General features: G+C 71.8%; 27 protein-coding genes. 13 read left to right on the top strand and 14 right to left on the bottom strand.

The annotated features are described in order from the left end of the window. The first annotated feature begins 2 nt into the window (after positions 1-2). From rpmB to LZP97_RS01290, 5 genes are all read left to right on the top strand, one after another. Positions 3-239, top strand: a complete 237-nt coding sequence (rpmB, locus tag LZP97_RS01310) for a 50S ribosomal protein L28 (protein ID WP_017679448.1) — start codon at positions 3-5, stop codon at positions 237-239. Further along, positions 239-403, top strand: a complete 165-nt coding sequence (gene rpmG / locus LZP97_RS01305; RefSeq protein WP_003937781.1) for a 50S ribosomal protein L33 — start codon at positions 239-241, stop codon at positions 401-403. The genes rpmB and rpmG overlap by 1 nt, the downstream gene beginning before the upstream one ends. Positions 404-406: 3 nt before the next feature. After that, positions 407-712, top strand: a complete 306-nt coding sequence (rpsN, locus tag LZP97_RS01300) for a 30S ribosomal protein S14 (protein WP_017679447.1) — start codon at positions 407-409, stop codon at positions 710-712. A gap of 10 nt (positions 713-722) precedes the next feature. Further along, positions 723-983: a 30S ribosomal protein S18 gene (rpsR, locus tag LZP97_RS01295; RefSeq protein ID WP_003937779.1), complete on the top strand. Its 261-nt coding sequence runs from the start codon at positions 723-725 to the stop codon at positions 981-983. Positions 984-1176: 193 nt separating this feature from the next. Continuing rightward, complete coding sequence (locus LZP97_RS01290) at positions 1177-2043, top strand: DUF559 domain-containing protein (RefSeq protein WP_017679446.1); 867 nt, start codon at positions 1177-1179, stop codon at positions 2041-2043. Between the two features lie 73 nt (positions 2044-2116). On the opposite strand, the gene LZP97_RS01285 is transcribed toward LZP97_RS01290, so the two are convergent. From LZP97_RS01285 to LZP97_RS01260, 6 genes are read right to left on the bottom strand one after another with little or no spacing between them, the layout of a single operon-like run. Further along, the gene (locus LZP97_RS01285; protein ID WP_010593020.1) at positions 2117-3130 is read right to left on the bottom strand and encodes a zinc-binding dehydrogenase; all 1014 of its coding nucleotides are present in this window, start codon (positions 3128-3130) and stop codon (positions 2117-2119) included. After that, positions 3106-4707, bottom strand: a complete 1602-nt coding sequence (phnE, locus tag LZP97_RS01280; protein ID WP_040274409.1) for a phosphonate ABC transporter, permease protein PhnE — start codon at positions 4705-4707, stop codon at positions 3106-3108. Before phnE ends, LZP97_RS01285 begins: the two co-directional genes overlap by 25 nt. Continuing rightward, positions 4704-5540: a phosphonate ABC transporter ATP-binding protein gene (gene phnC / locus LZP97_RS01275; RefSeq protein WP_017679443.1), complete on the bottom strand. Its 837-nt coding sequence runs from the start codon at positions 5538-5540 to the stop codon at positions 4704-4706. Before phnC ends, phnE begins: the two co-directional genes overlap by 4 nt. 1 nt (position 5541) lies before the next feature. Beyond that, the gene (locus tag LZP97_RS01270) at positions 5542-6510 is read right to left on the bottom strand and encodes a phosphate/phosphite/phosphonate ABC transporter substrate-binding protein (protein WP_048771991.1); all 969 of its coding nucleotides are present in this window, start codon (positions 6508-6510) and stop codon (positions 5542-5544) included. A 30-nt stretch (positions 6511-6540) separates the two neighbouring features. Then, positions 6541-7218 (bottom strand): phosphonatase-like hydrolase, encoded by a 678-nt coding sequence (locus tag LZP97_RS01265; RefSeq protein WP_048771993.1) that lies wholly within the window; start codon positions 7216-7218, stop codon positions 6541-6543. Positions 7219-7250: 32 nt separating this feature from the next. Beyond that, positions 7251-8381 (bottom strand): TIGR03364 family FAD-dependent oxidoreductase, encoded by a 1131-nt coding sequence (locus LZP97_RS01260; protein WP_048771998.1) that lies wholly within the window; start codon positions 8379-8381, stop codon positions 7251-7253. Positions 8382-8477: 96 nt separating this feature from the next. Between LZP97_RS01260 and LZP97_RS01255 the strand changes: the two genes are divergently transcribed. Continuing rightward, positions 8478-9194: a GntR family transcriptional regulator gene (locus LZP97_RS01255; protein WP_010593025.1), complete on the top strand. Its 717-nt coding sequence runs from the start codon at positions 8478-8480 to the stop codon at positions 9192-9194. A gap of 24 nt (positions 9195-9218) precedes the next feature. On the opposite strand, the gene LZP97_RS01250 is transcribed toward LZP97_RS01255, so the two are convergent. Next, the gene (locus LZP97_RS01250) at positions 9219-9377 is read right to left on the bottom strand and encodes a hypothetical protein (RefSeq protein WP_017679440.1); all 159 of its coding nucleotides are present in this window, start codon (positions 9375-9377) and stop codon (positions 9219-9221) included. Between the two features lie 169 nt (positions 9378-9546). On the opposite strand from LZP97_RS01250, the gene LZP97_RS01245 reads away from it, so the two are divergent. The 3 genes from LZP97_RS01245 to LZP97_RS01235 are packed head-to-tail and all read left to right on the top strand — an operon-like array spanning position 9547 to position 12059. Then, positions 9547-10473, top strand: a complete 927-nt coding sequence (locus tag LZP97_RS01245; protein ID WP_029539917.1) for an AEC family transporter — start codon at positions 9547-9549, stop codon at positions 10471-10473. 23 nt (positions 10474-10496) lie between these two features. Further along, positions 10497-10889: a hypothetical protein gene (locus LZP97_RS01240; protein ID WP_010593027.1), complete on the top strand. Its 393-nt coding sequence runs from the start codon at positions 10497-10499 to the stop codon at positions 10887-10889. 3 nt (positions 10890-10892) lie between these two features. Then, on the top strand, positions 10893-12059 hold the full coding sequence (locus LZP97_RS01235; RefSeq protein WP_017679437.1) for an MFS transporter: 1167 nt from the start codon (positions 10893-10895) through the stop codon (positions 12057-12059). A gap of 51 nt (positions 12060-12110) precedes the next feature. On the opposite strand, the gene LZP97_RS01230 is transcribed toward LZP97_RS01235, so the two are convergent. Then, entirely contained in the window at positions 12111-14048 is a 1938-nt protein-coding gene (locus LZP97_RS01230; RefSeq protein ID WP_040274399.1) for a vWA domain-containing protein, read from the bottom strand. Next, positions 14048-15433, bottom strand: a complete 1386-nt coding sequence (locus tag LZP97_RS01225) for a sigma 54-interacting transcriptional regulator (RefSeq protein ID WP_119699500.1) — start codon at positions 15431-15433, stop codon at positions 14048-14050. Before LZP97_RS01225 ends, LZP97_RS01230 begins: the two co-directional genes overlap by 1 nt. A gap of 143 nt (positions 15434-15576) precedes the next feature. Between LZP97_RS01225 and LZP97_RS01220 the strand changes: the two genes are divergently transcribed. The 3 genes from LZP97_RS01220 (at position 15577) to LZP97_RS01210 (ending at position 17683) form a co-directional block, all read left to right on the top strand. Beyond that, positions 15577-16149, top strand: a complete 573-nt coding sequence (locus tag LZP97_RS01220) for a DUF4126 domain-containing protein (RefSeq protein ID WP_234574945.1) — start codon at positions 15577-15579, stop codon at positions 16147-16149. A 22-nt stretch (positions 16150-16171) separates the two neighbouring features. Next, positions 16172-17131, top strand: coding sequence for an alpha/beta hydrolase family protein (locus tag LZP97_RS01215; RefSeq protein WP_010593032.1), 960 nt, complete (start codon positions 16172-16174; stop codon positions 17129-17131). 315 nt (positions 17132-17446) lie between these two features. Beyond that, on the top strand, positions 17447-17683 hold the full coding sequence (locus tag LZP97_RS01210; protein WP_006945013.1) for a hypothetical protein: 237 nt from the start codon (positions 17447-17449) through the stop codon (positions 17681-17683). Positions 17684-17710: 27 nt separating this feature from the next. Here the strand turns inward: LZP97_RS01210 and purH are convergent, their stop codons facing one another. The 4 genes from purH to LZP97_RS01190 form a co-directional block, all read right to left on the bottom strand. Next, positions 17711-19276 (bottom strand): bifunctional phosphoribosylaminoimidazolecarboxamide formyltransferase/IMP cyclohydrolase, encoded by a 1566-nt coding sequence (purH, locus tag LZP97_RS01205; protein ID WP_064065668.1) that lies wholly within the window; start codon positions 19274-19276, stop codon positions 17711-17713. Then, positions 19263-19877 carry a phosphoribosylglycinamide formyltransferase gene (purN, locus tag LZP97_RS01200; protein ID WP_010593034.1) on the bottom strand — a complete coding sequence of 205 codons (615 nt, stop codon included), beginning with the start codon at positions 19875-19877 and terminating at the stop codon, positions 19263-19265. Before purN ends, purH begins: the two co-directional genes overlap by 14 nt. A gap of 87 nt (positions 19878-19964) precedes the next feature. After that, the gene (locus tag LZP97_RS01195) at positions 19965-21665 is read right to left on the bottom strand and encodes a cell division protein PerM (protein ID WP_234574944.1); all 1701 of its coding nucleotides are present in this window, start codon (positions 21663-21665) and stop codon (positions 19965-19967) included. Positions 21666-21731: 66 nt separating this feature from the next. Beyond that, positions 21732-22994, bottom strand: a complete 1263-nt coding sequence (locus tag LZP97_RS01190) for a DUF5336 domain-containing protein (protein WP_210062628.1) — start codon at positions 22992-22994, stop codon at positions 21732-21734. A gap of 107 nt (positions 22995-23101) precedes the next feature. Between LZP97_RS01190 and LZP97_RS01185 the strand changes: the two genes are divergently transcribed. Beyond that, positions 23102-23725 (top strand): IMPACT family protein, encoded by a 624-nt coding sequence (locus LZP97_RS01185; protein WP_140188353.1) that lies wholly within the window; start codon positions 23102-23104, stop codon positions 23723-23725. Between the two features lie 81 nt (positions 23726-23806). On the opposite strand, the gene sucD is transcribed toward LZP97_RS01185, so the two are convergent. Beyond that, a complete protein-coding gene (gene sucD, locus LZP97_RS01180) occupies positions 23807-24709 on the bottom strand; it encodes a succinate--CoA ligase subunit alpha (RefSeq protein WP_010593038.1) in 903 nt (300 codons plus the stop codon). Positions 24710-24723 lie beyond the last annotated feature (14 nt).

The raw sequence follows: 24723 nt of genomic DNA, 5'->3' as shown, positions 1-24723 counted from the left end.
CCGTGTCGGCGCACTGCCAGGTGACCGGACGCAAGCCCGGCTTCGGGAAATCCGTCTCCCATTCCCACGTCCGCACCAACCGGCGCTGGGACCCGAACATCCAGCGCAAGACCTACTACCTGCCGTCCGAGGGACGCCGCGTCACCCTGACGCTCTCCGCGAAGGGCATCAAGACCGTCGACCGCGACGGCATCGAGGCCGTCGTCGCCCGTCTCCGCGCCCGGGGAGTGAAGCTCTGATGGCCCGCAACGAGATCCGGCCCATCGTCAAGCTCCGCTCCACCGGCGGCACCGGCTACACGTACGTCACCCGCAAGAACCGGCGCAACGATCCCGACCGGCTCGTCCTGCGCAAGTACGATCCCGTGCTGCGCCGCCACATCGACTTCCGCGAGGAGAAGTAGGTCATGGCCAAGAAGTCGAAGATCGCACGCAACGAGCAGCGGGCGCTCGTCGTCGCCCGCTACGCCGAACGTCGCGCGGAGCTGAAGGAGATCGTGCGGCGACCGTCGAGCACCGACGCGCAGCGCCTCGCCGCACAGACCGCCCTGCAGCGTCTGCCGCGCGACGCCAGTCCGGTACGATTGCGCAATCGAGACGCTGCGGATGGACGTCCGCGCGGCCACCTGCGGAAGTTCGGGCTCTCACGCGTGCGCGTGAGGGAGCTCGCGCACCGCGGCGAGCTGCCCGGCGTCCACAAGTCGAGCTGGTGAGGAGCGAGTCATGGCAGTCAAGAGGGGCCCGTCGAAGAAGTCGCGTGCCGTGGAAGGCCGCAAGCCCAAGAAGAACCCGCTGTTCGCGGCGAAGATCGAGTACGTCGACTACAAGGACGTGAACCTGCTCCGCACGTTCATCTCCGATCGCGGCAAGATCCGCAGCCGTCGCGTGACCGGCCTGACCCCGCAGCAGCAGCGTCAGGTGGCCACCGCGGTGAAGAACGCCCGCGAGATGGCCCTGCTGCCCTTCACCACCACCAGCAAGTAGAGCTCCACTCGCGGCGAGGGCCGCGCGGGCACGTGCCCGCGCGGCCCTCGCCGCATTCGTGGACCGTCGAGTGCGCAGTTCTCGTGCCACTGCCCGGCGTGTCGCCACGAGAAGTGCACACTCGCGCGAGTTGTCCACAGGCCCCCGTGACCTCGGTTCCCTCCGGTACGGCCACCGGGCATTCTCGGCGATCATGGGGGAATTCGACGAACCGTTCCTGGGGACGCACGCCGTCCAGGCGGGCATTCTGACGCCGCATCAGCTCCGGCGATTCCGGCGCGTCCATCGGAATGTGTACATCCACCGGGACGCGGCCGTCACACCGAGCGGCCGCGCGCGAGCGGCATGGCTCTGGGCAGGGGGCGACGGAGTGCTGGCCGGCTACTCGGCTGCGGCCCTGTTCGGCAGCCGGTGGATCGATGCGACCGCGCCCGCGGAGCTGATCCGGCGCGGTAGCCGCCGGGGCACCGCAGGGGTCGTCGTGCACGCCGGGACGCTCCCCGACGACGAGGTGTGCGAGTTGGCAGACATGCGAGTGACGTCACCGGCTCGCACCGCGTTCGACCTCGGCCGTCGCCTCGCCCTGGATGCCGCGGTCGAACAGCTCGACGCACTGTGTCGTGCCACCCGCTCGGATCCTGCGTGTGTCGCCGAACTGGCCGATCGGCACAGCGGCGCCCGTGGCGTGCGGCGGTTGCGGGAGGCCCTGGCGCTGGTGGACCCAGGAGCCGAGTCGCTTCCGGAAACGCGGGTGCGGCTGCTTCTCGTGCGCGGCGGCCTCCCCCGCCCCAGCACCCAGGTCCCGGTCGTAGGGGTGGACGGACGCATTCTGGGCTGGGCCGACCTGGGCTGGAAGCAATGGCGCACCGTCGTCGAGTACGACGGCATCCATCACTGGACGGACGAGCGCCAGCGCACCAAGGACATCGAACGATACGAGGCCTTCGCGGCGCTGGGCTGGTCCGTCGTCCGCGTCAACTCCGAGCAGCTTCGCCTGCGCCCCGCGTCGATCGTCGCGCGCGTGCGGGCGCGACTTCGATCGGCGGGCGCGCCGGTCTGACCGCCGAGTGCGCACTTCTCGTGCCACTGCCCGGCGTGTCGCCACGAGAAGTGCGCGCTCACGGGGCTTGACCTCACGGGGCGGCGGACGCCCGCAGGGCGGGCGCGGCGGGCCGACGCAGGGCGTGCGCGACGTCGTCGAGCCGGACCGGTGCCGCGACGAGCTCGTCCCACGGGTACGTACCCGCGGTGCGGGTCAGGAAGGCCACGGCACGACGCAGGTGGGCGGGCTCGTAGTTGTGGACTCCGGTGACGGTGAGCCACCCGCGCACGACGGCCTCGGGGTCGAGGGATACCGAAGGGCCGGGCGTCACGGATCCCGCCAGGACGAGGCGGCCGCCGACGTCGAGCCGGTGCAGGCACTCCCCCACCGCGACGACGGATCCCGAGAAGTCGAGCGCGACGTCGACGGAGCCGCCTTCGTCGCCGACGCCTCCGAACCGCTCGGCGACCGCGACCCGCTCCGCGTCCGGGTCGGCGACGCGCACATCGGCGCCGGCCTCCGCGCACAACGCGGTCGCGGTGACCCCGAGCATGCCCGCGCCGCACACCAGGACCCGCCGTCCGGCGACGTCACCGGCCGCCTCGACGGCGGCGACCGCCGTCGCCGTCGCACATGCCGCCGGGGCCGCGACGACGTCCGGCACCGTGTCCGGCACCCGGACCACGCCCACTCCGGCCGGCAGCACGATGTGCCGGGCGTAGGTGCCGGACAACCCCCAGGCGCCGTCGAAAGGTTCATGACCCACCTTGCGCAGGGTCCGGCACTTGGCGGTCCGGCCGGACCCGCACCTGTCGCACGCACCGCACGAGGCCGTGACGGTCCACACGACCCGCGTGCCGACGACGGTCCCCGCACCGGGTCCGGCCGCGACGACCTCGCCGACGGCCTCGTGTCCGAGCACCGACGGCTGTGGCCCGGGCCGTCGTCCGGCGACGGTGTGCAGGTCGCTGCCGCACACCGTCGCGAGCCGGATCCGTACCAGCAGTTCCCGGTCACCGAGGCGCGGGACGGGCACGTCGCGCACGTCGACGCCGGTGCCCGTCCACACGGCCGCGCGCGTCAGACCACCAGCGACCGGATCCATCCCGACACCCTTTCGATCAGGTAGACGACGGCGAACACGACGAGCACGATCGCTCCGGCGAACTCGAAGTTCAGGGTCCGGATCGCCTCGAAGAGCAGGAAGCCGACGCCGCCGGCGCCGACGATGCCGAGCACCGTCGAGGTGCGGATGTTGACGTCGAGCAGGTAGAGGCTCGAGCCGATCACGGACGGCACCGCCTGCGGAATCACCGCCGCGAACAACGTCTTCCACCAACCGCAGCCCACGGCCCGCGCCGCCTCGACGGGACCGGGGTCGATCTCCTCGACGGCGTCCGCCACGAGCTTGCCGAGGAATCCCACGGATCCGAGAGCGAGCGCGCACGCCCCGGCGACGGGGCCGAGTCCGATCGCGGCGACGAAGATCACCGCGAGGATCAGTTCGGGCACCGCGCGGACGAACAGGATCACCGAGCGCGCCGACCAGTACACGGCCGGATGCGGGGACACGTTGCGGGCGGCGAGTATCCCGAACGGCAGCGAGAGCACGATGCCGGCGGCCGTGGCGACCGCACCGATCGCGAGGGTTTGGAGCACGGCGTCGACCAGCTTGCCGCCGACCGCGGTGAAGTCCGGCGGGAGCAGACGGGTGAACACCTCGAGCGAGGGGCCGATCCACGTGAGCAGCGCGCGCGGGTCGATACGCAGGCTGATCAGCGCACCGACGGTGGCGGCGGCGACCGCGCCGGAGAAGATGAGTCGCGCGGCCTTCTCGCGGCGCGGATCCGGATCGGTGGGTGCCAGCAGGGTCCGCCGGACGAGGACCGCGAGCACCTCCATCGCGGCGATGATCGCGAGGATCACGCACACGATGCCCAGCGCCCGCGGATACACCAGACCGCGCAGGGCGTCCTGGAGCGCGAACCCGATGCCGCCGGCGCCGACGAATCCGAGCACGACGGAGGTACGCAGGTTGATGTCGATGCGGTAGACGAACGTCCCCAGCCAGGCGGGAACCACCTGGGGCAACACGGCATTGATCATCTCGCGGACGTACCCGGCCCCCGTGCTGCGGACCGCCTCCCGGGGCCCGGGCTCGGTCTGCTCGACGGCGTCGGCGAACAGCTTGCCGAGCATGCCGATGGAGTGCAGGGCGAGCGCGAGCACGCCGGGTAGGACGCCGATCCCGAGGGCGCGGACGAACAGCACCGCGAACAGCAGGTCCGGCACCGCCCGGCAGAAGGTGATCATCGCGCGCGCCACCGTGTACACGGCGGGGTGCGGGGTGGTGTTGCGGGCGGCCAGGAAGGCCAGCGGCACCGACGCGACGGTCGCGAGCACCGTGCCGAGCACCGCCATCAGCAGGGTGTCGAGGGCGAGCTTCCAGATCCGGCCCGGATCGTCGAGGGTGGGGGGCAGCATGCGGCCGAGCAGGCCGGCGACGTCGTCGAGCCCGTCGAGCAGCGCCGCGGGGGCGAAGTCGATGTAGCGGGCGGAGGCCAGGACGGCGAGGAACGCGACAGCCCCGCACGTCCCCAGCAGACGCCGGCGGCGGACGGCCGACCCCGGCAGGTGCCGCCCGACGCGGTCGGGCGGCGCGGGCGCGAGGGCGGTGCTCACGACGGTCCCGTCGGCGCCGAGGCCGGCTGGGCGGCCGGGTCGACCCGTCGATAGATGTCCATGGCGTCGGCCCGGCTCAGTTCCACGGCGGGCCGGTCGAGCACCTTCCGCCCGCCGCGCAGGCCGACGATCCGATGGGCCCAGCCCAGCGCAAGGTCCACCTGGTGCAGGGTGCACACGACGGTGAGCGTGTCCTCCATGCACACCCGGAAGAGCAGGTCCATCACCACCCCGGCGTTCTCGGGGTCGAGGGACGCGACCGGTTCGTCGGCGAGCAGGACGGTGGGGCGCTGCATCAGCGTCCGCGCGATCGCGACTCGCTGCTGCTGCCCACCGGAGAGGGTGTCGGCGCGACGGTCCGCGAGGTCGGCCAACCCGACGCGGTCGAGATGGGCGAGGGCCTCGGTGCGCATCCGCCTCGGGTACGTCGCGGCGCCGTAGCGGGGAACGCGCAGCCGTCCGAGTCCGCCGACGAGGACGTTCTCGAGGCAGCTGAGCCGGCCGACGAGGTTGAAGTGCTGGAAGACGAACCCCACGTCCCGGCGCAGGTTGCGCAGCTCGGCGCGCGACGCCAGATCGACGCGGGTGCCGGCCACCTCCACGGCCCCGTCGGTGACGCTGTGCAGGCCGTTGAGGCAGCGCAGCAGCGTCGACTTGCCGGAGCCGGACAGGCCCAGCAGCACGACGAGTTCGCTGCGGTGCACGGCGAGGTCGACACCGTCGAGAGCCACGGTGCCGCCGAACTTCTTCGTGACGCGACGGGCGGAGACGACGACGTCGTCGCCCGCGACGGTCGGGGCGTCGTCGCCCACGACGGTGTGATCGCTGTTCAATTCAGCCCTTGCACTTGTCGGATTCGGTCAGGGCGCACACCTCGCGCACGCCCTCGTAGTCGGCGTCGGTCGCGGGGACGACGCCCCATGCCCGTTCGTCGGTGATACGGCACTCGCCCTCGCACAGTCCCGCGCCGCGCATGTGATCGGCGTTGGCCTTGTCGACGAAGATCGCGCGGAGCCGGTCGACGACGTCGGCACCGAGCGAGTTGCTCGCCACGAACAGCGAGCCGGCGATCGTCTCGGACTCCCAGACCTTCTTCAGTTCGCCTTCCTCCAGGTCACCGCTGGCGATCATGGTCTCGTCGACCATGGTGTCGAAGGCGAAGCCCGCATCGCAGTCGCCGGCGGCGATCGCGAGGGCCGACGCGTCGTGGCCGCCCGCGTAGACCGGGTTCACACCGGCGGCGACGGCCTGCTCGGTGCCGGATTCGACGACGCCGGCCTCGATGAGTCCCGCGGAGGGGTACAGGAATCCGGACGTGGAGCCCGGATCCACGAAGCACACGTCCTTGCCGGCGAAGTCGTCGATGCCGTCGATCTCGGTGTTGTCGGAGCGGGTGAGGCCGTAGGACCGGTAACCCGGCTCTCCGCCGGGTTCCTGGACGACGGCGCCGAGCGGGCTGACGGCGGCGCCGTTGACGCCGGCCACGACGTAGGCGAACGGACCGAAGAAGGCGAGGTCGACGTTGTCGGCGATGATGCCCTCGACCACGCCGGCGTAGTCGGAGGCCTGCACGAACTCGACCTCGGCGCCGGTCTCGCGCTCGAGGAGCGCGAGGAGCGGATCGTAACTGGCCTGCAGATCCGCCGAGTTCTCCGCGGGAATCGCGGCCAGGGTGAGCTTCTCGGGGAAGCCCTGAGCATTGACGGCGTCGGGATCGGAGCCGCCGCAGGCGGTGAGGGTGAGAGCGAGGCCGGTCGCGAGCGCGGTCGCGGCGACCGTGCGGCGGGAGAAGTACGGGTGCATGTCGGGAGTCCTCGGGGTCGGAGGTGTCGGTCAGGACTGCAGGAGCAGATCGGGCAGGTCGGCGACGGAACCGACGATGTGGGTGGCCCCGGCGTCGCGCAGCGTCTGTTCGTCGTGGGCGCCGGTGCGGGTGCCGACGACGACGGAGGCGCCGGCGCGGCGCCCGGAGAGAATGTCGCCCACGGTGTCGCCGACCACGGCGACCTCGCGCACGTCGTCGATCTCGGCGCGCAGCAGCGCGGTGAGCACCAGGTCGGGGTACGGCCGGCCGCGACCGGCGTCGGACGGTGCGAGGGTGAGGTCGGCGAGGTCCTGCCAGCCGAGCGCCGAAAGCAGCCGGTCCTGGGTGGCGCGGCTGAAGCCGGTGGTGAGCGCCACGACGAGCCCGGCGTCGCGCAGCCGGGTGATCGCGTCCGCGGCTCCGGGGATCGGCTCGACCTCGCCGGCGTCGACGAAGTCGTCGTAGGCACGTTCGAAGGCGGCGTTGGCGGCGCGGGCGCGCTCCTCGGAGCCGAACAGGGACCGGAAGACGACGATCTTGGACCGGCCCATCGTGTCGAGTACGTAGCGCCGGGCGGCGTCGCGTTCGGGTCCGTCGGTGGGCAGTCCGACGCCGGTGGCGGCCGCGTCGAAGGCGCGCAGGACGAGGCCACCGTCGGCGACGGTGGTGCCGGCCATGTCGAGCACGGCCAGTCGGATGACAGTCATCGGTACTCCGGAATGGTTGCGAGAGAGGATGTTCAGAGACTCAGGAGGTCGGCGGTGCACTCACCGAGGTAGGGGCCGAGGGTCATGCCGCGGCCGCCCGGTCCGGCGATGATCCAGACGTCGTCGTCGACGCGGGCACGGTGGACGAGTTCGGTGGGATCGAGGCACTGGCTGTAGACCCCGGCCCACCGGCGCACCACGGGCGGGAGCCGGCGTCCGAGCAGCTCCTCGGTGACGGTGACGAGGTGCTCGTACGGGGCCTCGTCGACGTCGAACGCGAACGGTTCGTCGTACTCGTGCGTGTCGCCGAGGGTCAGCCCGCCGTCGAGTCGCTGCACGCACAGCAACTGCATGCGGTGCTGCTCGGCGGTGAGCGCCTGCGGTTCGCGCGCCTTCAGCTCGTCCAGCGCGGCCCCGGCGAATCCCGGGTAGTAGCGCAGGCTGTCGCCGTCGGCGACGGACGTGGTGAGCTTCTCGCCCAGCGGTGCGGTCTGCATCATCTGCAGGCGCACGCGGCGCAGGGGCAGGTCGCCGCCGAGTTCACGGGCGAGACCGGACAGGGTCGCCCCGGGGCACACGAGCACGAGGTCGGTCTCGTGGACGGTGCCGTGGTCGTCGCGCACCTGCACCGTGCCGTGGGCGGTGCGGGTCACGCTGCGGGCCTCGGTCTCCGGCCGGAAACGGTACCGCCCGGAGGTGGCGAGGTGCCACCGGATCGCGGGCAGGGCGACGCGGGATTCGACGGCGGCGTCGGTGCTGCAGTGCAGGCCGGCGGCGAACTTGCCCCGGAGGGCGGGATTGAGCCGGCGGATCGCTTCGGCCTCGAGCAGGGTGAAACCCCGGTCGCGGGCGTCGGCGCGGTCGGCGGCCGCCCGGGCGACGACCACCTCCGCGTCGCTGCGGAGAAGGGTGATCGAACCGTTCGCCCGGAAACCGATGCCGGGGACGCGGGCGCCGAGGTCGGCCCACAGCTCGCGGGAGCGCAGGGTGGCGGCCAGTTCGTCCTCGGTGCGCCCGGAGACCCACACGAGGCCGAAGTTGCGGACGGTGGCGCCCCGGGCTTCCGGCTCGCGTTCGAGGTGGACGACGTCGTGTCCGCGGCGGACGGCGGCGTCGGCGTGGGCGGTGCCCAGGATGCCGCCGCCGATGATCAGGACTCGCATGACCCGAGCCTGAGTGATGGTCTAGACCAATAATGGGACGGCAGGCGAACGCCCGGTGAACAATTGGTATAGACCAGAATCCGGTACGATTCGACCGTGCCAGAAACCGCTCGCGAGACCCGGGTCCCCAAGCACCAGATCGTGCGGCATCAGGTCACCGCCCTGCTCGACGAGCTCTCCGTCGGCGACCCGGTGCCCTCCGAGCGTGAACTCGCCAGCCGGTTCGACGTGGCCCGGGAAACCGTCCGCCAGGCGCTGCGCGAGCTCCTCGTCGACGGCCGCATCGAACGCCGCGGCCGGGGCACCGTCGTCGCGAAGCCCAAGATCCTGCAACCGCTGATCATCGGTTCCTACACCGAGGCGGCCCTCGCGGAGGGCCGGAGCGCGGGACGCATCCTCGTCGGCTGGACCGACCTCGCCGCCGACCCCGACCTCGCCGCGGTCCTCGCGATCGCCGTCGGCGATCCCGTCCTCGAACTCGAACGCGTCCTGCTCACCGACGGCGTCCGCGTCGGACTGGAACGGACCCGCCTGCCCGCCGCCCGCTTTCCGGGACTCGCCGACAGCTTCGACGCCACGTCGTCGCTGTACGCGGCGATCCGCGCACGCGGCATCACCTTCGCGCGCGCGGTCGAGTACATCGAGACCACCCTGCCCGACGCACGCGAGGCGGCGCTCCTCGACGCCGACATCCGCACGCCCATGCTCCTGCTCAACCGCGTTTCCTACGATCGGCACGAGGCACCGATCGAGCAGCGGCGCTCGCTCTACCGTGGGGACCGGATGACGTTCGTCGCCACGGTGACGCCCTGAGCCGTTCCCGGGGCCCGGCAGACCTCACGAACCGTCGTCGCCCCAGACGCCGAGATGCTGCAGGACCAGTTCCTGCCGCCGTACGAGCCGCTCCGAGAGCGTCCAGTCCGCGTGCTGATACCGCGGATGCTGGGCCAGCGCGATGACGTTGGCCGGGGGATGAACAATCGGGTCGGTCGGCATTTTTTCAGCATCGCAGATTCCCGGCCCCGGTGCCCGGTCGGCGTCCGTTCGCGGCGTCTCACCGGACGGGGCGACAAGGGCGGGATGTGCCCCGTGCCGTTACCGCCGGTAAGGTTCTCGGTCTGGCGTGCAGCGCCTGCATATCGTGTGCTTTCGAAGGGTTGTGTCGGTGTCGGGCGTGATCGCGGGATTCAGCGTCATCTTCGTGATCATCGCGATCGGATTCGTACTCGGCCGGACGGGCACGCTCGGACCCGAGGCCCAGTTCGTGCTCAGCCGGATGGTGTTCTTCGTCGCCACCCCCGCGCTGCTGTTCGACTCGCTGGCCACCTCCGACCTGTCGGTGATCTTCTCCCCCACCCTGTACGTCGCCGCAGCCACTGCGTTCGCCGTCGCCGCGCTCTACCTCGTCGTCGCGAAGCTGTGGCTGCGCCGGCCCCTGCCGGAGCTGACGATCGGCGCGCTTGCCGCCTCGTACGTCAACTCCGCCAATCTCGGCATTCCGATCGCTGTGTTCGTCCTCGGCGACGCCTCGTTCGTCGCGCCGCTGCTGCTGTTCCAGATCGTGCTGTTCTCCCCCATCGCCTTGACGATGCTGGACCTGTCGACGATGCGCCCCGGCGCGTCACGACGGGAGACGATCACCGCCCCGTTCAAGAACCCGATCGTGCTGGCGGGCGCGGCCGGACTCGCCGTCGCCGTCGCCGGCTGGACGCCGCCTGCCGCGCTGATGCAGCCGTTCCACCTCCTCGGTGGCGCCTCCGTACCGGGTGCCCTGCTCGCATTCGGCCTGTCGCTCCAGGGGGTGCGGGTGCTCGAGAAGGGCACCAGCCCGCGCCGCGACGTCGCGCTCGCATCGGTGCTCAAGATCGTGGTGCAGCCCGTCCTCGCCTACGTCATGGCCCGGCACCTGATGGGCCTGGACGGGCACGAACTCTTCGCGATCGTCGTGGTGGCGACGCTGCCGACCGCACAGAACGTGTTCGTCTACGCGAGCCGCTACGGCCGCGGCATGGTGCTCGCCCGCGACGCCGCGCTGGTCACCACCCTCGCCTCGATCCCCGCGATCGGCGTCGTCGCCGCGCTCCTCGCATGACGGGCGCGGCTAGGTTGAGAGCCATGCGATTGCCGGTGCTCGCCGTGTGCTGCGTCCTGGCCGGCGCGTGCGGTCCGGGCGGCGCCGACGTCCCCGCCCTACCGGAGGAACCGACACCGGTGGGGGCGACGGTCTTCACCGCCCGCGACGACCTCGTCGAGCCGCACCCGATCCCGCTGCGCTCGTGGACCCGAGTGGACGACGACCGCATCGCCGTCCACTTCGAGACCGGCACACCCGCGTGTTTCGGAGTCGACGCCACCGTCGGCGAGTCCGACTCCGCCGTGACGGTGGCGTTGCGTGGCGGCACCCTGCCGGAGGCGGTGGACCGGGCGTGCATCATGATCGCCGTCACCGGTGTGCTCGAGCTGACGCTGCAGGCACCGCTGGCCGACCGGATCGTGACGGCCGGCTGACCGATGTCCCGCATCCCCCGGCACTGGCTGCTGCTCCTGTGCACGGCGACGGCGCTGCTGCATGCGACGTTCCAGTCGGTGCGCGTCCTCGTCTCCTACCGCGTGCTCGCCCTCGGCGGCGACGCGGCCGTGATCGGCGTGGTGACGGCCCTGTTCGCCCTCGTCCCGCTGGTCCTGGCGGTGCAGCTGGGCCGGGCCGTCGACCGCCGGCACGCGGCGGGGATTCTCCGGGGCGGTGTCGTGGTGTCGGTGGCCGGTGCGCTGATCATCGCGGTCAGCCCGGACCTGTGGGTCCTCGGCCTCGGCAACACCGTCCTGGGTCTCGGTCAGCTTCTGGTGACGGTGTCCGGACAGGCGTTCGTGTCGATCCTGTCGCCACCGGGTGAACTCGACCGCGGCTTCGCGGGCATCACCCTGGGAGTGTCGGTGGGTCAGGCGATCGGGGTGCCGCTCGCCGGCGTGATCGCCGCGGCGAGCAACGGGGACACCGTCGAGACCACCCCGGCGTTGCTGGTGATGACGGTCCTCGCCGCGGCAGCCCTGCCGTTCGTCGTCGGCCTGCGCGAACCGCCCGGCTCCGGTCGCGCCCCGGGCGACGCGCCACCGCAGTCGGTGCGGTCGATGCTGGGCACACGCGGGATGAAGCCCGCGATGTTCTCGAGCCTCGTCGTGCTGGCGTCCGTCGACATCGTGGTCGCGTACCTGCCGCTGCTCGGGGAGGAGTTCGGCTTCGGGGTGCTGCTGGTGTCGGCCCTGCTCACCGCTCGTACCGTCGCGTCGATCGTCTCGCGTGCGGTGCTGCCGTGGGCACTGCGGACGATTCCGCGGCGACGTCTGCTGCTGTCGGCGACGGCGTGCACGGCCCTGCCCGTCGCGGCGCTGCCGTTCCTGCCGAACCCGTGGGCGCTGGGGATACTCCTGGCGATCTGCGGTGCCTTCTGGGGGTTCGGGCAGCCACTGACCATGACGTGGGTCGTCGAGCTGGTGGCACCGGCGGACCGGGCGTCGGCGCTGGCCGTGCGCCTCACCGGCAACCGTCTCGGCCAGGTGTCGGTGCCGTTGGCAGCCGGCGCGATCGCCGGCGTCGCCGGCACGGCGTCGGTGTTCCTGGTGACCGCGGGACTGCTCTCGACCGCCGCGGTGAGCACCTGGCGGGCGCTGCGCCGGTAGCCCGTGCGCGTTTCCGGTAGTTCCCGCTACCAGAATCGCGCACGGGGTGGGTCAGCGGCGGCGCAGCCGCACGTAGTCGCCTACGACGGCGGCCCCGAGGCCGTCGACGTCCGGCGCGACGACCCGGCCACCGACCCGGCGGGCCATCCGGTCGACGATCCGCGCCAGCCCGGGATCGTCGCCGAGCCGGAAGATCGTCACGTGCGCCCCGACGCGGGCGAGATGGTCGAGCTCACGGACCGTCATGCCGAGCGTGCGGGCGCTGGGCGGATAGTCGAACGCCGCGTAGCCGTCCGCCTCGAGATGCGCGGTGGGCTCACCGTCGGTGACCACCAGCACCACCGGCTGGGCATTGGAATGCCGGCGCAGGTGCCGGCCGGCCAGCATGAGCGCGTGGTGCAGGTTCGTGCCCTGCTCGTACACCCCGTCCAGCCCGGCGAGTTCGGAGGCGGTGACGACGCGGGCGTGCCGGCCGAACGCGATCAGCTGCAGCGCGTCGCCGCGGAACCGGGTCGAGACCAGGTGGTTGAGGGCCAGGGCCGTGCGCTTCATCGGCACCCACCGGCCGTCCATCACCATCGAGAACGACGTGTCCACCAGCAGCGCCACCGCCGCCTGGGTGCGCTGCTCGGTCTCGACGACCTCGACGTCGGTGACATCCATCCGCACCGGGATCCGCGCGGGGGCGCGCAGGGTCGCGTTGGTGAGGGTGCGCACCACGTCCCACGGCTCGGTGTCGCCGAACTCCCACGGGCGCGACGCCCCGGTGGGCTCACCGGTGGCCCCCGCCCGGCGGGTCTCGCGCTGCCCGCCCCGGGTGGACAGCTGGTCCATGACGTCGCGCAGCGCGGTCCGGCCGAGTTCGCGCATCGCCTTGGGCGACAGGCGCCACTGCCCGTCGGCGCCCCGGTCGAAGAACCCCTGCCGCTGCAGTTCCTTCTCGAGCTGGGCGAGCGTGCGCGCATCGGCCGCGGCGTCGTCGCCGAGCTGGCGGGCCAGCGCGTCGAGGTCGATGTCGTCGAGGGAGGCGCCGGCGTACTGCTGGGAGAGCTGCTCGGCGAGTGCGTCGAGTTCGGCGACGTCCTGCAGCGCCCCCGTCGCTTCGCCCAGGCCCATTCCCCGGTCCCCTCGGAACCGCTCCGACCCGGTCCAGTCCTCCCCCGGGCGGGCGGCACGCAGGTGCGAGTCGAGACGGTCGAGCTGCGACATCAGGCTCGGCCAACCGAACGCCTGCTGAGCGAGGGCGTCGAGCTCGTCGCGCTGTTCCTGGCTGAGCGAGTTGCGCAGGCGCTGCGCCGCCGCCGCGCGCTGGGCCAGCGAGTCGAGCAGTTCCTCCACGTTGCCGGGATTCTCCGGGAAGAAGTCGCCGTGTTCGGCCATGAACCGCTCGAAGTCCTCCTGGGTGTCCTCCCCGCGGGAATGCTTGTCCAGCAGATCGTTCAGATCCTCGAGCATGCGGTTCACGCGCTCACGGTCCTCGTCGGTGGCACCTTCGAGGGCCTGCTTCATCCCGGCGAACCGCTGGTCGAGCACCTCGCGGCCCAGCAGGTCACGGATCTTCTCGTAGTCCTCCCGGGCCTGCGGGCTGCGCCAGTCGTAGTCGGCGAGCTCCTGCACGGCCTGCGCGGTGGAGGCGGGCAGTTCCTCGATCCGCATCTCCGCGAACCGGGCGTCGTCGTCGAGTGCGCGTGCGAGGGCCTTGCGTTCCTCGAGGACGGCCCGGTCGAGCAGCTCACGCACCTCGCGCAGCGTGCCGTCGAGGTTCGTCCGGTCCAGCAGCTCCCGCCGACGCCGATTCGCCTGCGCCGCAAGGCGGTCCAGCCCGCGCATCGAGCCGTGACCGCGGCGCAGCAGTTCCCGCAGCGCACGTCGCGGCGAACTGCCGGCCAGCACGTCCTCGCCGATCGCGGCGAGGGCCTCACGCAGATCCACCGGCGGGGCGAGGGGGTCGCCGCCGTCGTAGGGCCCGTACCGCGCGCCCCGGCTCATCAGGAGTACACCGCGGCGCCGTCGTCGTCGGCGTGCTTGGCGATCCGCCGCGCGAGGTAGAGGCCCTCGAGCGCGAGTTCGACGGCGGCAGCCCGCGTTCCGATGTCCTCCGCGCCGAGCCGCTCGGCGACGACGTCGAGGACGGGCAGGTCGGGCAGTTCGTCCAGCAGTGCCTTGGCGGTGATCCGTTCCCCGGTCACCACCGGCTGTCCCTGCTCGACGGCGGTGACGAGCGGGCCGAGGTTCACCCCGGCGAGCCGGGTGCGGGCGGCGTCCGCGGTGGCCCGCCTCAGGAGGTGATCGAGGACCTCGAATTCCCGTCCCTCCTCGCCGGATTCGAACTCGACCTTGCCCCGCAGCACCTCCACGACGGTGCCGAGGTCGACGGGACGTGCGACGGGGTCGGCCTCGCCGAGCACGGCGCCGCGACGCATCGCCGCGGCGGCGACGGTCTCGGCGCCGGCGACGGCGAAGCGCGCCGACACACCGGAACGCTGGTCCACCGAGGTGGATTCACGCAGCAGGCGGGTGAAGCGGGCGAGGATCTCGAGCAGGAAGTCCGGGACCCGGGCCTGCAGCTGCGCCTCCTGCTCGATGACGGCGATCTCGTCGTCGAGCTGCGTCGGGTAGTGGGTGCGGATCTCGGCGCCGAACCGGTCCTTGAGCGGGGTGATGATCCGGCCGCGGTTGGTGTAGTCCTCCGGATTGGCGCTGGCGACGAGCAGGACGTCGAGCGGGAGCCGCAGCGTGTACCCGCGCACCTGGATGTCGCGTTCCTCCATGACGTTGAGCAGCGAGACCTGGATGCGCTCGGCGAGGTCGGGCAGCTCGTTGACGGCGACGATGCCGCGGTGGGCGCGCGGCACGAGACCGAAGTGGATGGTCTCGGGGTCGCCGAGGCTGCGGCCCTCGGCGACCTTGACGGGGTCGACGTCGCCGACCAGGTCGGCGACGGAGGTGTCGGGGGTGGCGAGTTTCTCGGCGTAGCGTTCGCTGCGGTGCCGCCAGGCGACGGGCAGGTCGTCGCCGAGTTCGGCGGCGCGGCGGATCGAGGCGGGGGTGATCGGGTCGTAGGGGTGCTCGCCGAGTTCGGAACCGGCGATAACCGGTGTCCACTCGTCGAGCAGCAGCGGCAGGGTGCGCAGCAACCGGGTCTTGCCCTGCCCGCGTTCACCGAGCAGCACCACGTCGTGGCCCGCGAGCAGCGCACGTTCGAGTTGCGGAACGACGGTGTCGTCGAATCCGACGATGCCCGGCCACGGGTCGAGGCCGTCGCGCAGGGCGGCGAGCAGGTTCTGCCGGATCTCGTCCTTGACGGAGCGGTGCTCGTGTCCCGAGGCACGCAGCTCTCCGACGGTGGACGGCCTGAGTGTGGGTGACGTCACCCCTCCCAAGGTACGAGCGTTCGGTGATTTCGGCACCTGCAGCCGCGGCGGTGCCCCACCCGGAACCGGCGCCGTACCGGCAGCTCTTCCCGGATCGGGCCGTGCCGGAGCGCGCTGTCGGCACCGATCCCTAGACTCCCGCCATGGACACCTGGCTCCTCGCGGCACTGCTGGGCATCGGGCTGGCCGCCGCCACCGGCCTGCGCACCTTTCTCCCGCTGCTGATGCTCGGCACCGCAGTGCACTTCGGCCTGTTCGGAATCGCGCTCAACGAGTCGATGCAGTGGGTCGGGTCGACGGGCGCGCTCGTCGCCCTGGCGATCGCCACCGTCGTCGAGGTCGGCGCCGACCTCGTCCCCCTCGTCGACAACGTCCTCTCGGCCGTCGCGACCGTCGTGCGGCCCGTCGCGGGCGCGCTGGCCGCCTGGGCGGCGTTCGCCGATCTCGACCCGGCGATGGCCGCTCTCGCCGGCATCGTCGTCGGCGCCCCGACCGCGATGGCGGTGAGCACTGTGCAGACCGGCACCCGCGCGGCGAGCACGGTCACCACCGCGGGACTCGGCAACCCGGCGCTGTCGCTGCTCGACGACCTGCTGTCGTTCGTCACGTCGCTGATCGCGCTCGTCGTCCCGCTGCTCGTCGTGCCCCTGCTCGCGGGCTTCGCGTGGGCCGTCCACCGCGGGTATCGACGGCTGAGCCGCCTGCGGACGGTCTGACCGGTTCTGATAGACACGACGCATGGCGGACACCGACATCTCCTTCTCCAGCGGCGACGTGACCCTGCACGGCAGCCTGCGCGTGCCCGCCGCGAGCGACGGAAACGTCCCCGCCGTGCTGCTGCTCGCCGGCAGCGGTCCCACCGATCGCAACGGCGACAGTGCGCTGCTGCCCGGCCCGATCGGCACGCTGCGCCACCTCGCCGACGTGCTCGAGCGCAACGGCTTCGCGAGCCTGCGCTACGACAAGCTCGGCAGCGGTGTGACCGGCCTCGGCCCCTACGACGTCGCCGACGTCGCCGACCTCGGGTTCTCCACGTTCATCGACGCCGCCACGGACGGCCTCCGGTTCCTCGCCGCGCAGCCGGGCATCGACGCCGAGCGGCTCTACGTGGTCGGGCACAGCGAGGGCGCCCTCATCGCCCTCACCCTCGCCGACGCCGGTGCCCCGGTCGCAGGCATCGCGCTGCTCGAGCCCTTGGCCGTGCGGTTGCTGGACCTGCTCACCGCCCAGATCGACGCCCAGCTCGACGCGGTCGTCGACGCCGGTCAGCTCCCGATCCAGGTCGCCGACGAACTGCGCCTGGCCCTCGCCGGCGCCGTGGAATCGCTGCGCGCCGACGGCACCCTCAGCGACACCCTGCCCGAGCCGCTGCGCAACGCCGGTCTGGTCTCGGCCAACGCCAAGGCCCTCGCCGAGGAGGACGCGCTCGATCCGCGGATGCTCGCGGCTCAGCTCGAGGGCGGGCTGCCGGTGCTGACCAGCGTCTCGGCGAAGGACATCCAGGTGCGGGTCGAGGACGTCGACGCCCTCGACTCGGCGCTCGTGCACACGAACCTGACGTCCCTGCGCCTGCACCGGTCCAACCACGTGCTCAAGGACATCGGCGACCAGCAGTCCACCGGTGCCGACTACATCGCCGATCTGCCCTTCTCCGACGAGTTCACCCGCGGTTTCGAGGCGTGGCTCGCCAAGCTCTGACCCCTCGCCCGAGACGGGCGGAACACAAGAGATGTCAGATTCGCTTTACTCGGGTATGGTGTCCGGTTAACCCGTAGGAACACACGAGAAAGGTACGGTCCGATGCGAGACGACAAGGTCATCGCGGCGAAGTCGATGCGCGTTGCCGTACCCAGCTGGTGCCGACACACCTACGCGTACTTCCACTTCGCCAAGTGGCGACCCCGGGAATGAGTCGACGACTCGACCGATTCCTTCTCGGGCACCCGGGCACATCGCCTCGGGTGCCCTTTCTTTTCCCCGCATACCGATCTTGTCCAGTAAGAGGAGAACACGATGAAACTGCGACTCGGCGCCACCGGCGCCGTCCCCAAGGACCTGCCCGACGATCTCACCGGTCACGCGATCACGATCGACCTGAGCCACGTCGGCACCGAACAGGCTGCGGCCGCTGCGGACCTCATCCGCGAACTGCTCGACCGCGGCGCCGCCCGGCTGGTCATCTCCGACGCCCGCGACGCCGCGCCGCGGACGGTGACCCGCCCGGCGACCGGGCACCCGCACGCAGCCTGACCGGCGCGTGCGGGCGGCCGGCGTCGCTCAGTGCGCGAAGTGGCGTGCGCCGGTGAGGTACAGGGTCACGCCGGCCTCGCGAGCGGCCTCGATGACCTCGTTGTCGCGCACCGAACCGCCCGGCTGCACGACGGCCCGGACACCGGCCTCGGTGAGCACCTGCAGGCCGTCCGCGAACGGGAAGAACGCGTCGGATGCGGCGACGGATCCGACGACCCGGTCCCCGGCGCGGGAGACCGCGAGCCGGGCGGAGTCCACACGATTGACCTGCCCCATGCCGACACCGACGGTGGCGCCGCCCGCGGCGAGCAGGATCGCGTTGGACTTCACGGCCCGGCAGGCACGCCACGCGAACTCGAGATCCGCGAGGGTCTCGGCGTCGGCGGCCTCGCCGCAGGCCAGCTCCCAGTTCGCGGCCGAATCGCCCGGCGCGGTGAGGGTGTCGCGCTCCTGCAGCAGCATTCCGCCGGAGATCTGCCGCAGTTCGATCTGCGCCGCCTGCGGCGAGTCGGCCCGCAGAATGCGGATGTTCTTCTTGCGGCTGAGCACCTCGACCGCGCCGTCCGCGTAGCCGGGGGCGATGATCACCTCGGTGAAGATCTCGGCGACCTGCTCGGCCATCGCCACGCTCACTTCACGGTTGACGGCGATCACGCCGCCGAACGCACTCACCGGATCGCACTCGTGTGCCTTGCGGTGCGCCTCGGCGACGGACTCCGCGACCGCGATCCCACACGGGTTGGCGTGCTTGATGATCGCGACGCACGGCCGGTCGTGGTCGTGCGCGGCGCGCCAGGCCGCGTCGGCGTCCTGATAGTTGTTGTACGACATCTCCTTGCCGTGGAACTGCTCGGCCCGCGCCAGACCCGGCTCGCCCGCCTCGTTCACGTACAGCGCCGCCGCCTGGTGCGGGTTCTCGCCGTAGCGCAGCACGGCCGCGCGCTCCCACGTCGCACCGGCCCACGCCGGGAACTGCTCGGCGGTGTCGGCCTCCCCGGCGGCGTAGCCGGCGTTCATCCAGCTCGCCACCGCCACGTCGTAGGCGGCGGTGTGCTGGAATGCCTGGGCGGCAAGGGCTTTGCGCTGCGACAGGGTGAACCCGCCGCCCTTGACGGCGTCGAGCACGTCGTCGTAGCGGGCCGGGTCGACGACCACCGCGACCGACGGGTGGTTCTTCGCGGCGGCACGCACCATGGACGGGCCGCCGATGTCGATCTGCTCGACGCACTCGTCGGCGGTGGCGCCGGAGGCGACGGTCTGCGTGAACGGGTACAGGTTCACCACGACCAGTTCGAACGCCTCGACACCGAGTTCGGCGAGCTGATCGAGATGATCCTGCTTGCGCGTGTCGGCGAGGATGCCGGCGTGCACCCGCGGGTGCAGCGTCTTGACCCGGCCCTCGAGACATTCGGGGAATCCGGTGAGGTCCTCCACCTTGGTGACGGGGATTCCGGCGCCGGCGATGGTGGCCGCCGTGGACCCGGTGGAGACCAGCGCGACACCCGCCTCGTGCAGGCCCGTCGCCAGTTCGACCAAACCGGTCTTGTCGTAGACGCTGACGAGTGCGCGTCGCACAGCCTTACGTTCGGTCACTGGGGATCACGGCCTTTCGTCCATCGGATACAACTCCACGGGTGGCGACGGCGGCGACCACGTCGGCCAGCAGTCGTCGCTCCACAACCTTGATGCGTTCGTGCAGGGTGGCCTCGTCGTCGTCGTCGAGGACCGGCACGGGTTCCTGCGCCAGGATGGGACCGGTGTCGACACCCGCGTCGACCAGGTGCACGGTCGAGCCGGTGACCTTCACCCCGTAGGCGAGGGCGTCCGGCACGGCGTGTGCGCCGGGGAACGCGGGCAGCAGCGCCGGATGGGTGTTGACGATGCGGCCCCCGAACCGGTCCAGGAAGACCGGCCCCAGGATCTTCATGAAACCGGCCGAGACCACCAGGTCCGGCTCGTGCGCAGCGACGGCGTCGGTCAGGGCGCGGTCCCACGCGGCCCGGTCCGGGTGCTCGCGCAGCGCGACACGGACGTGGGGAATACCGGCGGCCTCCGCATGCCCCTCGGCGGCACACTCGCGGTCCACTCCGACGGCGACGATCCGGGCGGGATATCCGTCCGTGTGCGTCGCGTCGATCAGCGACCGCAGCAGGCTGCCGGTGCCCGAAGCGAGGACGACGACCCGTGCCGGCACAGTGGGCGGCAGCTGGTCACGCGAGGCAGTCAGCGCTCTACTCCTGGAACTCGAGAGGGGTCGGCCGGAGGCTCGGCCGGGTAGAGCCTAGCCCTTGGGGGGTGTGGCACCCTCCGGCAGGTCGCCGTTGGGCTCCGGTGGCGCGCCGGCATCCCGGTCCCTCTCGCCGGGCCGGGCCGGCTCGTCGGCCGCGTCCTCGATCGCCGCGTCGACGACGTCCGTACGTTCGGCCACAGGGTCCTCGGTGTCCGGGTCCTCGGTGTCCGGGTCCTCGGTGCCCGGGTCCTCGGTGTCCGCGTCCTCGGTGTCCGGGTCCGCGGTGTCCGGGTCCGCGGCGACGGGCGTATCGGCGGCGGCCGAGGGGTCGTCCTCGACGATCTCGGCATCGAGCACGTCGGCGGCCGGTGCCGCCTCGAGCTCCCGGACGTCGTCGTCGGGGTTCTCGTCCGGCTCGTCGCCGGGGCCCTCGGCCGCCTCGTCGCCGGGCTCCTCGTCGGCGAGCTGCTCCCCGGCGACCTCGTCATCGGCGAGCTTCTCCTCGGCGGCCGACTGCCGGGCGGCTTCCACCGCAGCCAGGCGGTGCTCGCGCCAGAGCAGCAGCTGCGAGGTGACGAGGCCGAGCAGTCCCGTCCACGCGAACACCAGCACCCCGGCCAGCCACCAGTTTCCGCCGACCACACCGAAGACCCCCAGCGGGCCACCGGCAGCCCACGTGGCCAGCGCGGTGGCCGCACCGGCGAGCGCCGCCGCAGCAACCACCGTGAGGGCGGCGTCGGTGGACGACACGCGTTCCCCTCGGGCGCGTGCCTCGAGGTGGCACCGGGCGACGTACCGCCCGAGCAGCGCGCCCACCGTCGCGGGGACGGCGAGCAACACAGGCCAGAACGGCGCGGCCGGTCCCGGTGGGATCACGGCAAGCACCGGCAGGGCAGGCAGGTCCCCGCCGGTCGCCTCGAACAGGCTCAGGCGCACGTCGCCGAACTGCACCGTGCTGCCGGTCACCACGGCGGCGGCCCCGATCAGCACGTTGGGCAGGTACAGCACCGACAACACCGTCAGCCCGAGGGCGCCGACCGCTCCCCCGCCGCGGCCGATCAGGTCACCGACCACGGTCCACGACCACAGCAGCGCGAGCACGGTCACCACCCCGCCCGCGGCGAACATCCCCAGCACCGTCCGGGCCGCGGGACGCACGGCGGCGACCAGCCAGTTCGGCACCCCGTAGCGGGACGCCAGCGGCCGCCACGTCCGGGAACCGATGCCGAGCCCGGCCCCGACCAGGTACAGCGCGGTCACCCACGCCAGCGCGGACGCGGGATTGGGGGTGACGACAGGCAGGACACTTGCCGCATCCTGGATCACGATCAGTGCCGCCACCGTGATCACCGTCGGACCGGCGAGGGTGGCCGCCGCGATGCGCGAGGCGTTCCGGCGATCGAGCGGACGGCCACCGAGGGCGACGACACCATCGGTGGCCGACCGTGCGGCCCGAGCGGTCAGCCACACCAGCACCGCTGTCGGCAGCAACGGCAGCACCCCCAGCGGTACCCCGTCGATCGTCAATGTCACCTGGTGCAGGGCCAGCCAGCTGCCCGCGATGGCCGCGTAGATGCCGGTCAGGTCGCTGCTCGCGGCCACCATCGTGGTCACCACCAGCGTGGCGATCAACGCGAGGGTCACTGCCGGCACCTTGGCCGCAGTGCCGAGCAGGATCCGCAACTGCTCCGGTTCGACCGGGGTGTCTTCCGGGGTCGTGTGCCGGTCGGACCGGCCTAGCGTCGAGGTCATCGTGTCGAGAGTGTCACCCGGCGACGATCGGGACGGTCAGGCGCGCCGCAGCATGTGCGGGAGCCCTCACCGCGGTTCGTCGCCGGGACGGAACGCCTGCGTCGGCGCCGGATCCGACGTCCGCTCGGTGTCCCCCTCCGAGGAACGGCCGGTGGCCTCGCGCTCAGAGTCTGCGTCCCGGGGGGCGAGCACCGTCGGCTCGTCGACGTCGCCGCCGGCAGACTCGCCCGTCCGACCGGCGGGACCCGGAGTCCCCGCACCGTACGGCGCCTGCGCGCCCGTCGGGGTGTAGGCCTGCTGTCCGGGGTGCTGGCCCTCGGAGTGCTGCCGGTCGACGCGCAGCGGCTGGCTCAGGTGTTCGGTCTGGGCGCCGGCGTCCGGGCTGGGGTAGTGCTCGCGCGGCTGCGCCCCCGAGTACTGGGTGCCGGGGTACTGGCCCCCGGCGTACTGGCCGGAGGGGTACTGGCCGGACGGGTACTGGCCCGACGGGTACTGGCCCGACGGGTACTGACCGGACGGGTACTGACCGGACGGGTACTGACCCGAGGGGTACTGCGCCTGCTGGTAGCCGGGGTACTGCGCCGAGGTCCCGGACGGGTAGGCCGAGGTCCCGGAGGGGTAGGCCGAGGATCCGGAAGGGTACCCGGAGCCCGGCGTTCCGTATCCGCTCGCCGTCGCGCCGGGAGCGTAACCCTGCCCCCCACCGGCACCCTGCGCACCGTAGCCCTGCGCACCGTAGCCCTGCGCTCCGGCACCCTGCGCTCCGTAACCCTGCCCGCCGTAACCCTGGCCGCCGCCCTGGCCGCCGAACGACTGCGCGGGCGAACGACGCTGGCCGGGCACCAAAATCCCGATCCCGAAGAGCAGCGCCATGAGCGCGAGCGCGGTCTGCAGGAAACCGAGGACGAGGATCGACACCCCACCCCAGGAGATGCCGGTGTCGTCCGGGAGGTGGAAGAGCTGGAACAGCGACACCACGAAGCCGACCGCGGAGGCCGCCACCGCGACGGAGCGCAGGTCCTGACCCGGCAGCAGCGACAGCGCAGCGGCCGCGCCGCCGAAGAGCAAGAAGGCCAGCGGGACGACCGCGAACCCGAAGTCGAACGACGACAGCGCGACCTGGGTGCCGAAGGAGATGCGCACGTACGGCGCCAGGCCGAGCAGGAAGTTCAGCACCGCCAGCACCGCGACGGCGATCGGCAGGAGCAGCGGCACCACCTTGTCGGAGACGCCGCGGGCGGCGGACCCGGGTCCTGCCCCGGTCGACGACCCCGAGGGGCCTGCCGGGTTGTCGGACCGGCCCGTTCCCGAGCCTGCTGGGTAGGTCATCGCTCCTCCTGATGTCGTCGGCTGCTCTGCGACCAGCCTAGGCACGATCACCGTGGGCGGCAGGAGTCCCGCGAATCCGGCGAATCCCCACCGGCGAGAATGTGCCCATGCCCAGCACCCTCGAGCCCGGACCGGACGTCGTCGCCGAGACGGAGATCAAGCACTCCCGCTTCCTCGCCGTGCTGCGCCGCGTCGACTCGGACACCGCCGCGCTCGCCTTCGTCGAAGAACAGCGGCGGCTGTATCCCGATGCGCGGCATCATTGCTGGGCCTTCGTGGTGGGCGACGAGCCGGCGCACCGGGCGGAGCGGTCGAGCGACGACGGGGAGCCGGGTGGCACGGCCGGGGTGCCGATGCTGCAGGTGCTGCACCACCGCGACCTGGTGAACGTCGCGGTGGTGGTCACCCGATGGTTCGGGGGCATCAAGCTCGGCGCGGGCGGACTGGTCCGAGCGTATTCGGGTGCGGTGGCGGTTGCGGTCGACGCGGCGACGCTGGTGCCGCGGGAGCGGCGGGAGGTGTTCACGCTGGCGGTGGGGCACGGTGATGCCGGACGCGTGGAGTCGGAACTACGGGTCCGCGGAGTGAGCGTGCTCGACGTGTCCTACACGGAGCGTGTCGTCTTCACCGTCGCGGCGCGGGATGCGACCGAACTGCAGAGCGTGGTGGCATCGGTGACGGCCGGTGCGGGGGAACTCGTGCCCGTCGGCACCGAATGGGTCGACGGGTAGGCAGCGGAGCCGCCGGTGTGTCCTTTGGGCTGCCTGGACCGCCCAAAGGACACACCGGCGGCGAAGCCGCTCCGCTCTGTTCTAGAGCGACTGCAGGATCTCGCGCGCGAGAGCGGCGGTCTCGGACGGCGTCTTGCCGACCTTCACGCCGGCCGCCTCGAGGGCGTCCTTCTTGGCCTGCGCGGTGCCCGAGGAGCCGGAGACGATGGCGCCGGCGTGGCCCATGGTCTTGCCCTCGGGAGCGGTGAACCCGGCGACGTAGCCGACGACCGGCTTGGTCACGTTCGCCTTGATGTAGTCGGCCGCGCGCTCCTCGGCGTCGCCGCCGATCTCGCCGATCATGACGATGAGCTTGGTCTCGGGATCCTTCTCGAACGCCTCGATGGCGTCGATGTGGGTGGTGCCGATGACCGGGTCGCCGCCGATGCCGATGGCGGTCGAGAAGCCGAAGTCACGCAGCTCGAACATCATCTGGTAGGTCAGCGTGCCGGACTTCGACACCAGGCCGACCGGGCCCTTGCCGGAGATGTTGGCCGGGGTGATGCCGACCAGCGACTCGCCGGGGGTGATGATGCCGGGGCAGTTGGGGCCGATGATCCGGGTCTTGCTGCCCTTCTCGACGTTGTAGGCCCACGCGTACGCGGTGTCCTGCACCGGGATGCCCTCGGTGATGACCACGAGCAGCGGGATCTCCGCGTCGATGGCCTCGATGATGGCGTCCTTGGCGAACTTGGGGGGAACGAACGCGATCGAGACGTCCGCGCCGGTCTCCTTCATCGCCTCGGCGACGGTGCCGAAGACGGGCAGCTCGACGGCGGAACCGTCGGCCGCGGTGTGGGACACCGTGGTGCCGGCCTTACGGGCGTTGACGCCGCCGACGACCTGGGTCCCGGCCTTGAGCATCAGGGCGGTGTGCTTGGTGCCCTCGCCGCCGGTGATGCCCTGGACGATGACCTTCGAGTCCTTGTTGAGGAAGATAGACATGTTCTCCGTGTGTC

It is taken from the genome of Rhodococcus sp. DMF-1, assembly GCF_021441945.1.
GTDB lineage: Bacteria > Actinomycetota > Actinomycetes > Mycobacteriales > Mycobacteriaceae > Rhodococcus > Rhodococcus ruber.
This window is presented reverse-complemented; position numbering and strand designations above follow the sequence as displayed.

What these genes read in the sequence shown, in the direction of transcription:
- rpmG (WP_003937781.1), top strand. Translation starts at nt 239, where the DNA reads ATGGCCCGCAACGAGATCCGGCCCATCGTCAAGCTCCGCTCCACCGGC.
- rpsN (WP_017679447.1), top strand. Translation starts at nt 407, where the DNA reads ATGGCCAAGAAGTCGAAGATCGCACGCAACGAGCAGCGGGCGCTCGTC.
- rpsR (WP_003937779.1), top strand. Translation starts at nt 723, where the DNA reads ATGGCAGTCAAGAGGGGCCCGTCGAAGAAGTCGCGTGCCGTGGAAGGC.
- LZP97_RS01290 (WP_017679446.1), top strand. Translation starts at nt 1,177, where the DNA reads ATGGGGGAATTCGACGAACCGTTCCTGGGGACGCACGCCGTCCAGGCG.
- LZP97_RS01285 (WP_010593020.1), bottom strand. Translation starts at nt 3,130, where the DNA reads ATGGATCCGGTCGCTGGTGGTCTGACGCGCGCGGCCGTGTGGACGGGC.
- LZP97_RS01270 (WP_048771991.1), bottom strand. Translation starts at nt 6,510, where the DNA reads ATGCACCCGTACTTCTCCCGCCGCACGGTCGCCGCGACCGCGCTCGCG.
- LZP97_RS01265 (WP_048771993.1), bottom strand. Translation starts at nt 7,218, where the DNA reads ATGACTGTCATCCGACTGGCCGTGCTCGACATGGCCGGCACCACCGTC.
- LZP97_RS01260 (WP_048771998.1), bottom strand. Translation starts at nt 8,381, where the DNA reads ATGCGAGTCCTGATCATCGGCGGCGGCATCCTGGGCACCGCCCACGCC.
- LZP97_RS01250 (WP_017679440.1), bottom strand. Translation starts at nt 9,377, where the DNA reads ATGCCGACCGACCCGATTGTTCATCCCCCGGCCAACGTCATCGCGCTG.
- LZP97_RS01240 (WP_010593027.1), top strand. Translation starts at nt 10,497, where the DNA reads ATGCGATTGCCGGTGCTCGCCGTGTGCTGCGTCCTGGCCGGCGCGTGC.
- LZP97_RS01235 (WP_017679437.1), top strand. Translation starts at nt 10,893, where the DNA reads ATGTCCCGCATCCCCCGGCACTGGCTGCTGCTCCTGTGCACGGCGACG.
- LZP97_RS01230 (WP_040274399.1), bottom strand. Translation starts at nt 14,048, where the DNA reads ATGAGCCGGGGCGCGCGGTACGGGCCCTACGACGGCGGCGACCCCCTC.
- LZP97_RS01220 (WP_234574945.1), top strand. Translation starts at nt 15,577, where the DNA reads ATGGACACCTGGCTCCTCGCGGCACTGCTGGGCATCGGGCTGGCCGCC.
- LZP97_RS01215 (WP_010593032.1), top strand. Translation starts at nt 16,172, where the DNA reads ATGGCGGACACCGACATCTCCTTCTCCAGCGGCGACGTGACCCTGCAC.
- LZP97_RS01210 (WP_006945013.1), top strand. Translation starts at nt 17,447, where the DNA reads ATGAAACTGCGACTCGGCGCCACCGGCGCCGTCCCCAAGGACCTGCCC.
- LZP97_RS01195 (WP_234574944.1), bottom strand. Translation starts at nt 21,665, where the DNA reads ATGACCTCGACGCTAGGCCGGTCCGACCGGCACACGACCCCGGAAGAC.
- LZP97_RS01190 (WP_210062628.1), bottom strand. Translation starts at nt 22,994, where the DNA reads ATGACCTACCCAGCAGGCTCGGGAACGGGCCGGTCCGACAACCCGGCA.
- LZP97_RS01185 (WP_140188353.1), top strand. Translation starts at nt 23,102, where the DNA reads ATGCCCAGCACCCTCGAGCCCGGACCGGACGTCGTCGCCGAGACGGAG.
- sucD (WP_010593038.1), bottom strand. Translation starts at nt 24,709, where the DNA reads ATGTCTATCTTCCTCAACAAGGACTCGAAGGTCATCGTCCAGGGCATC.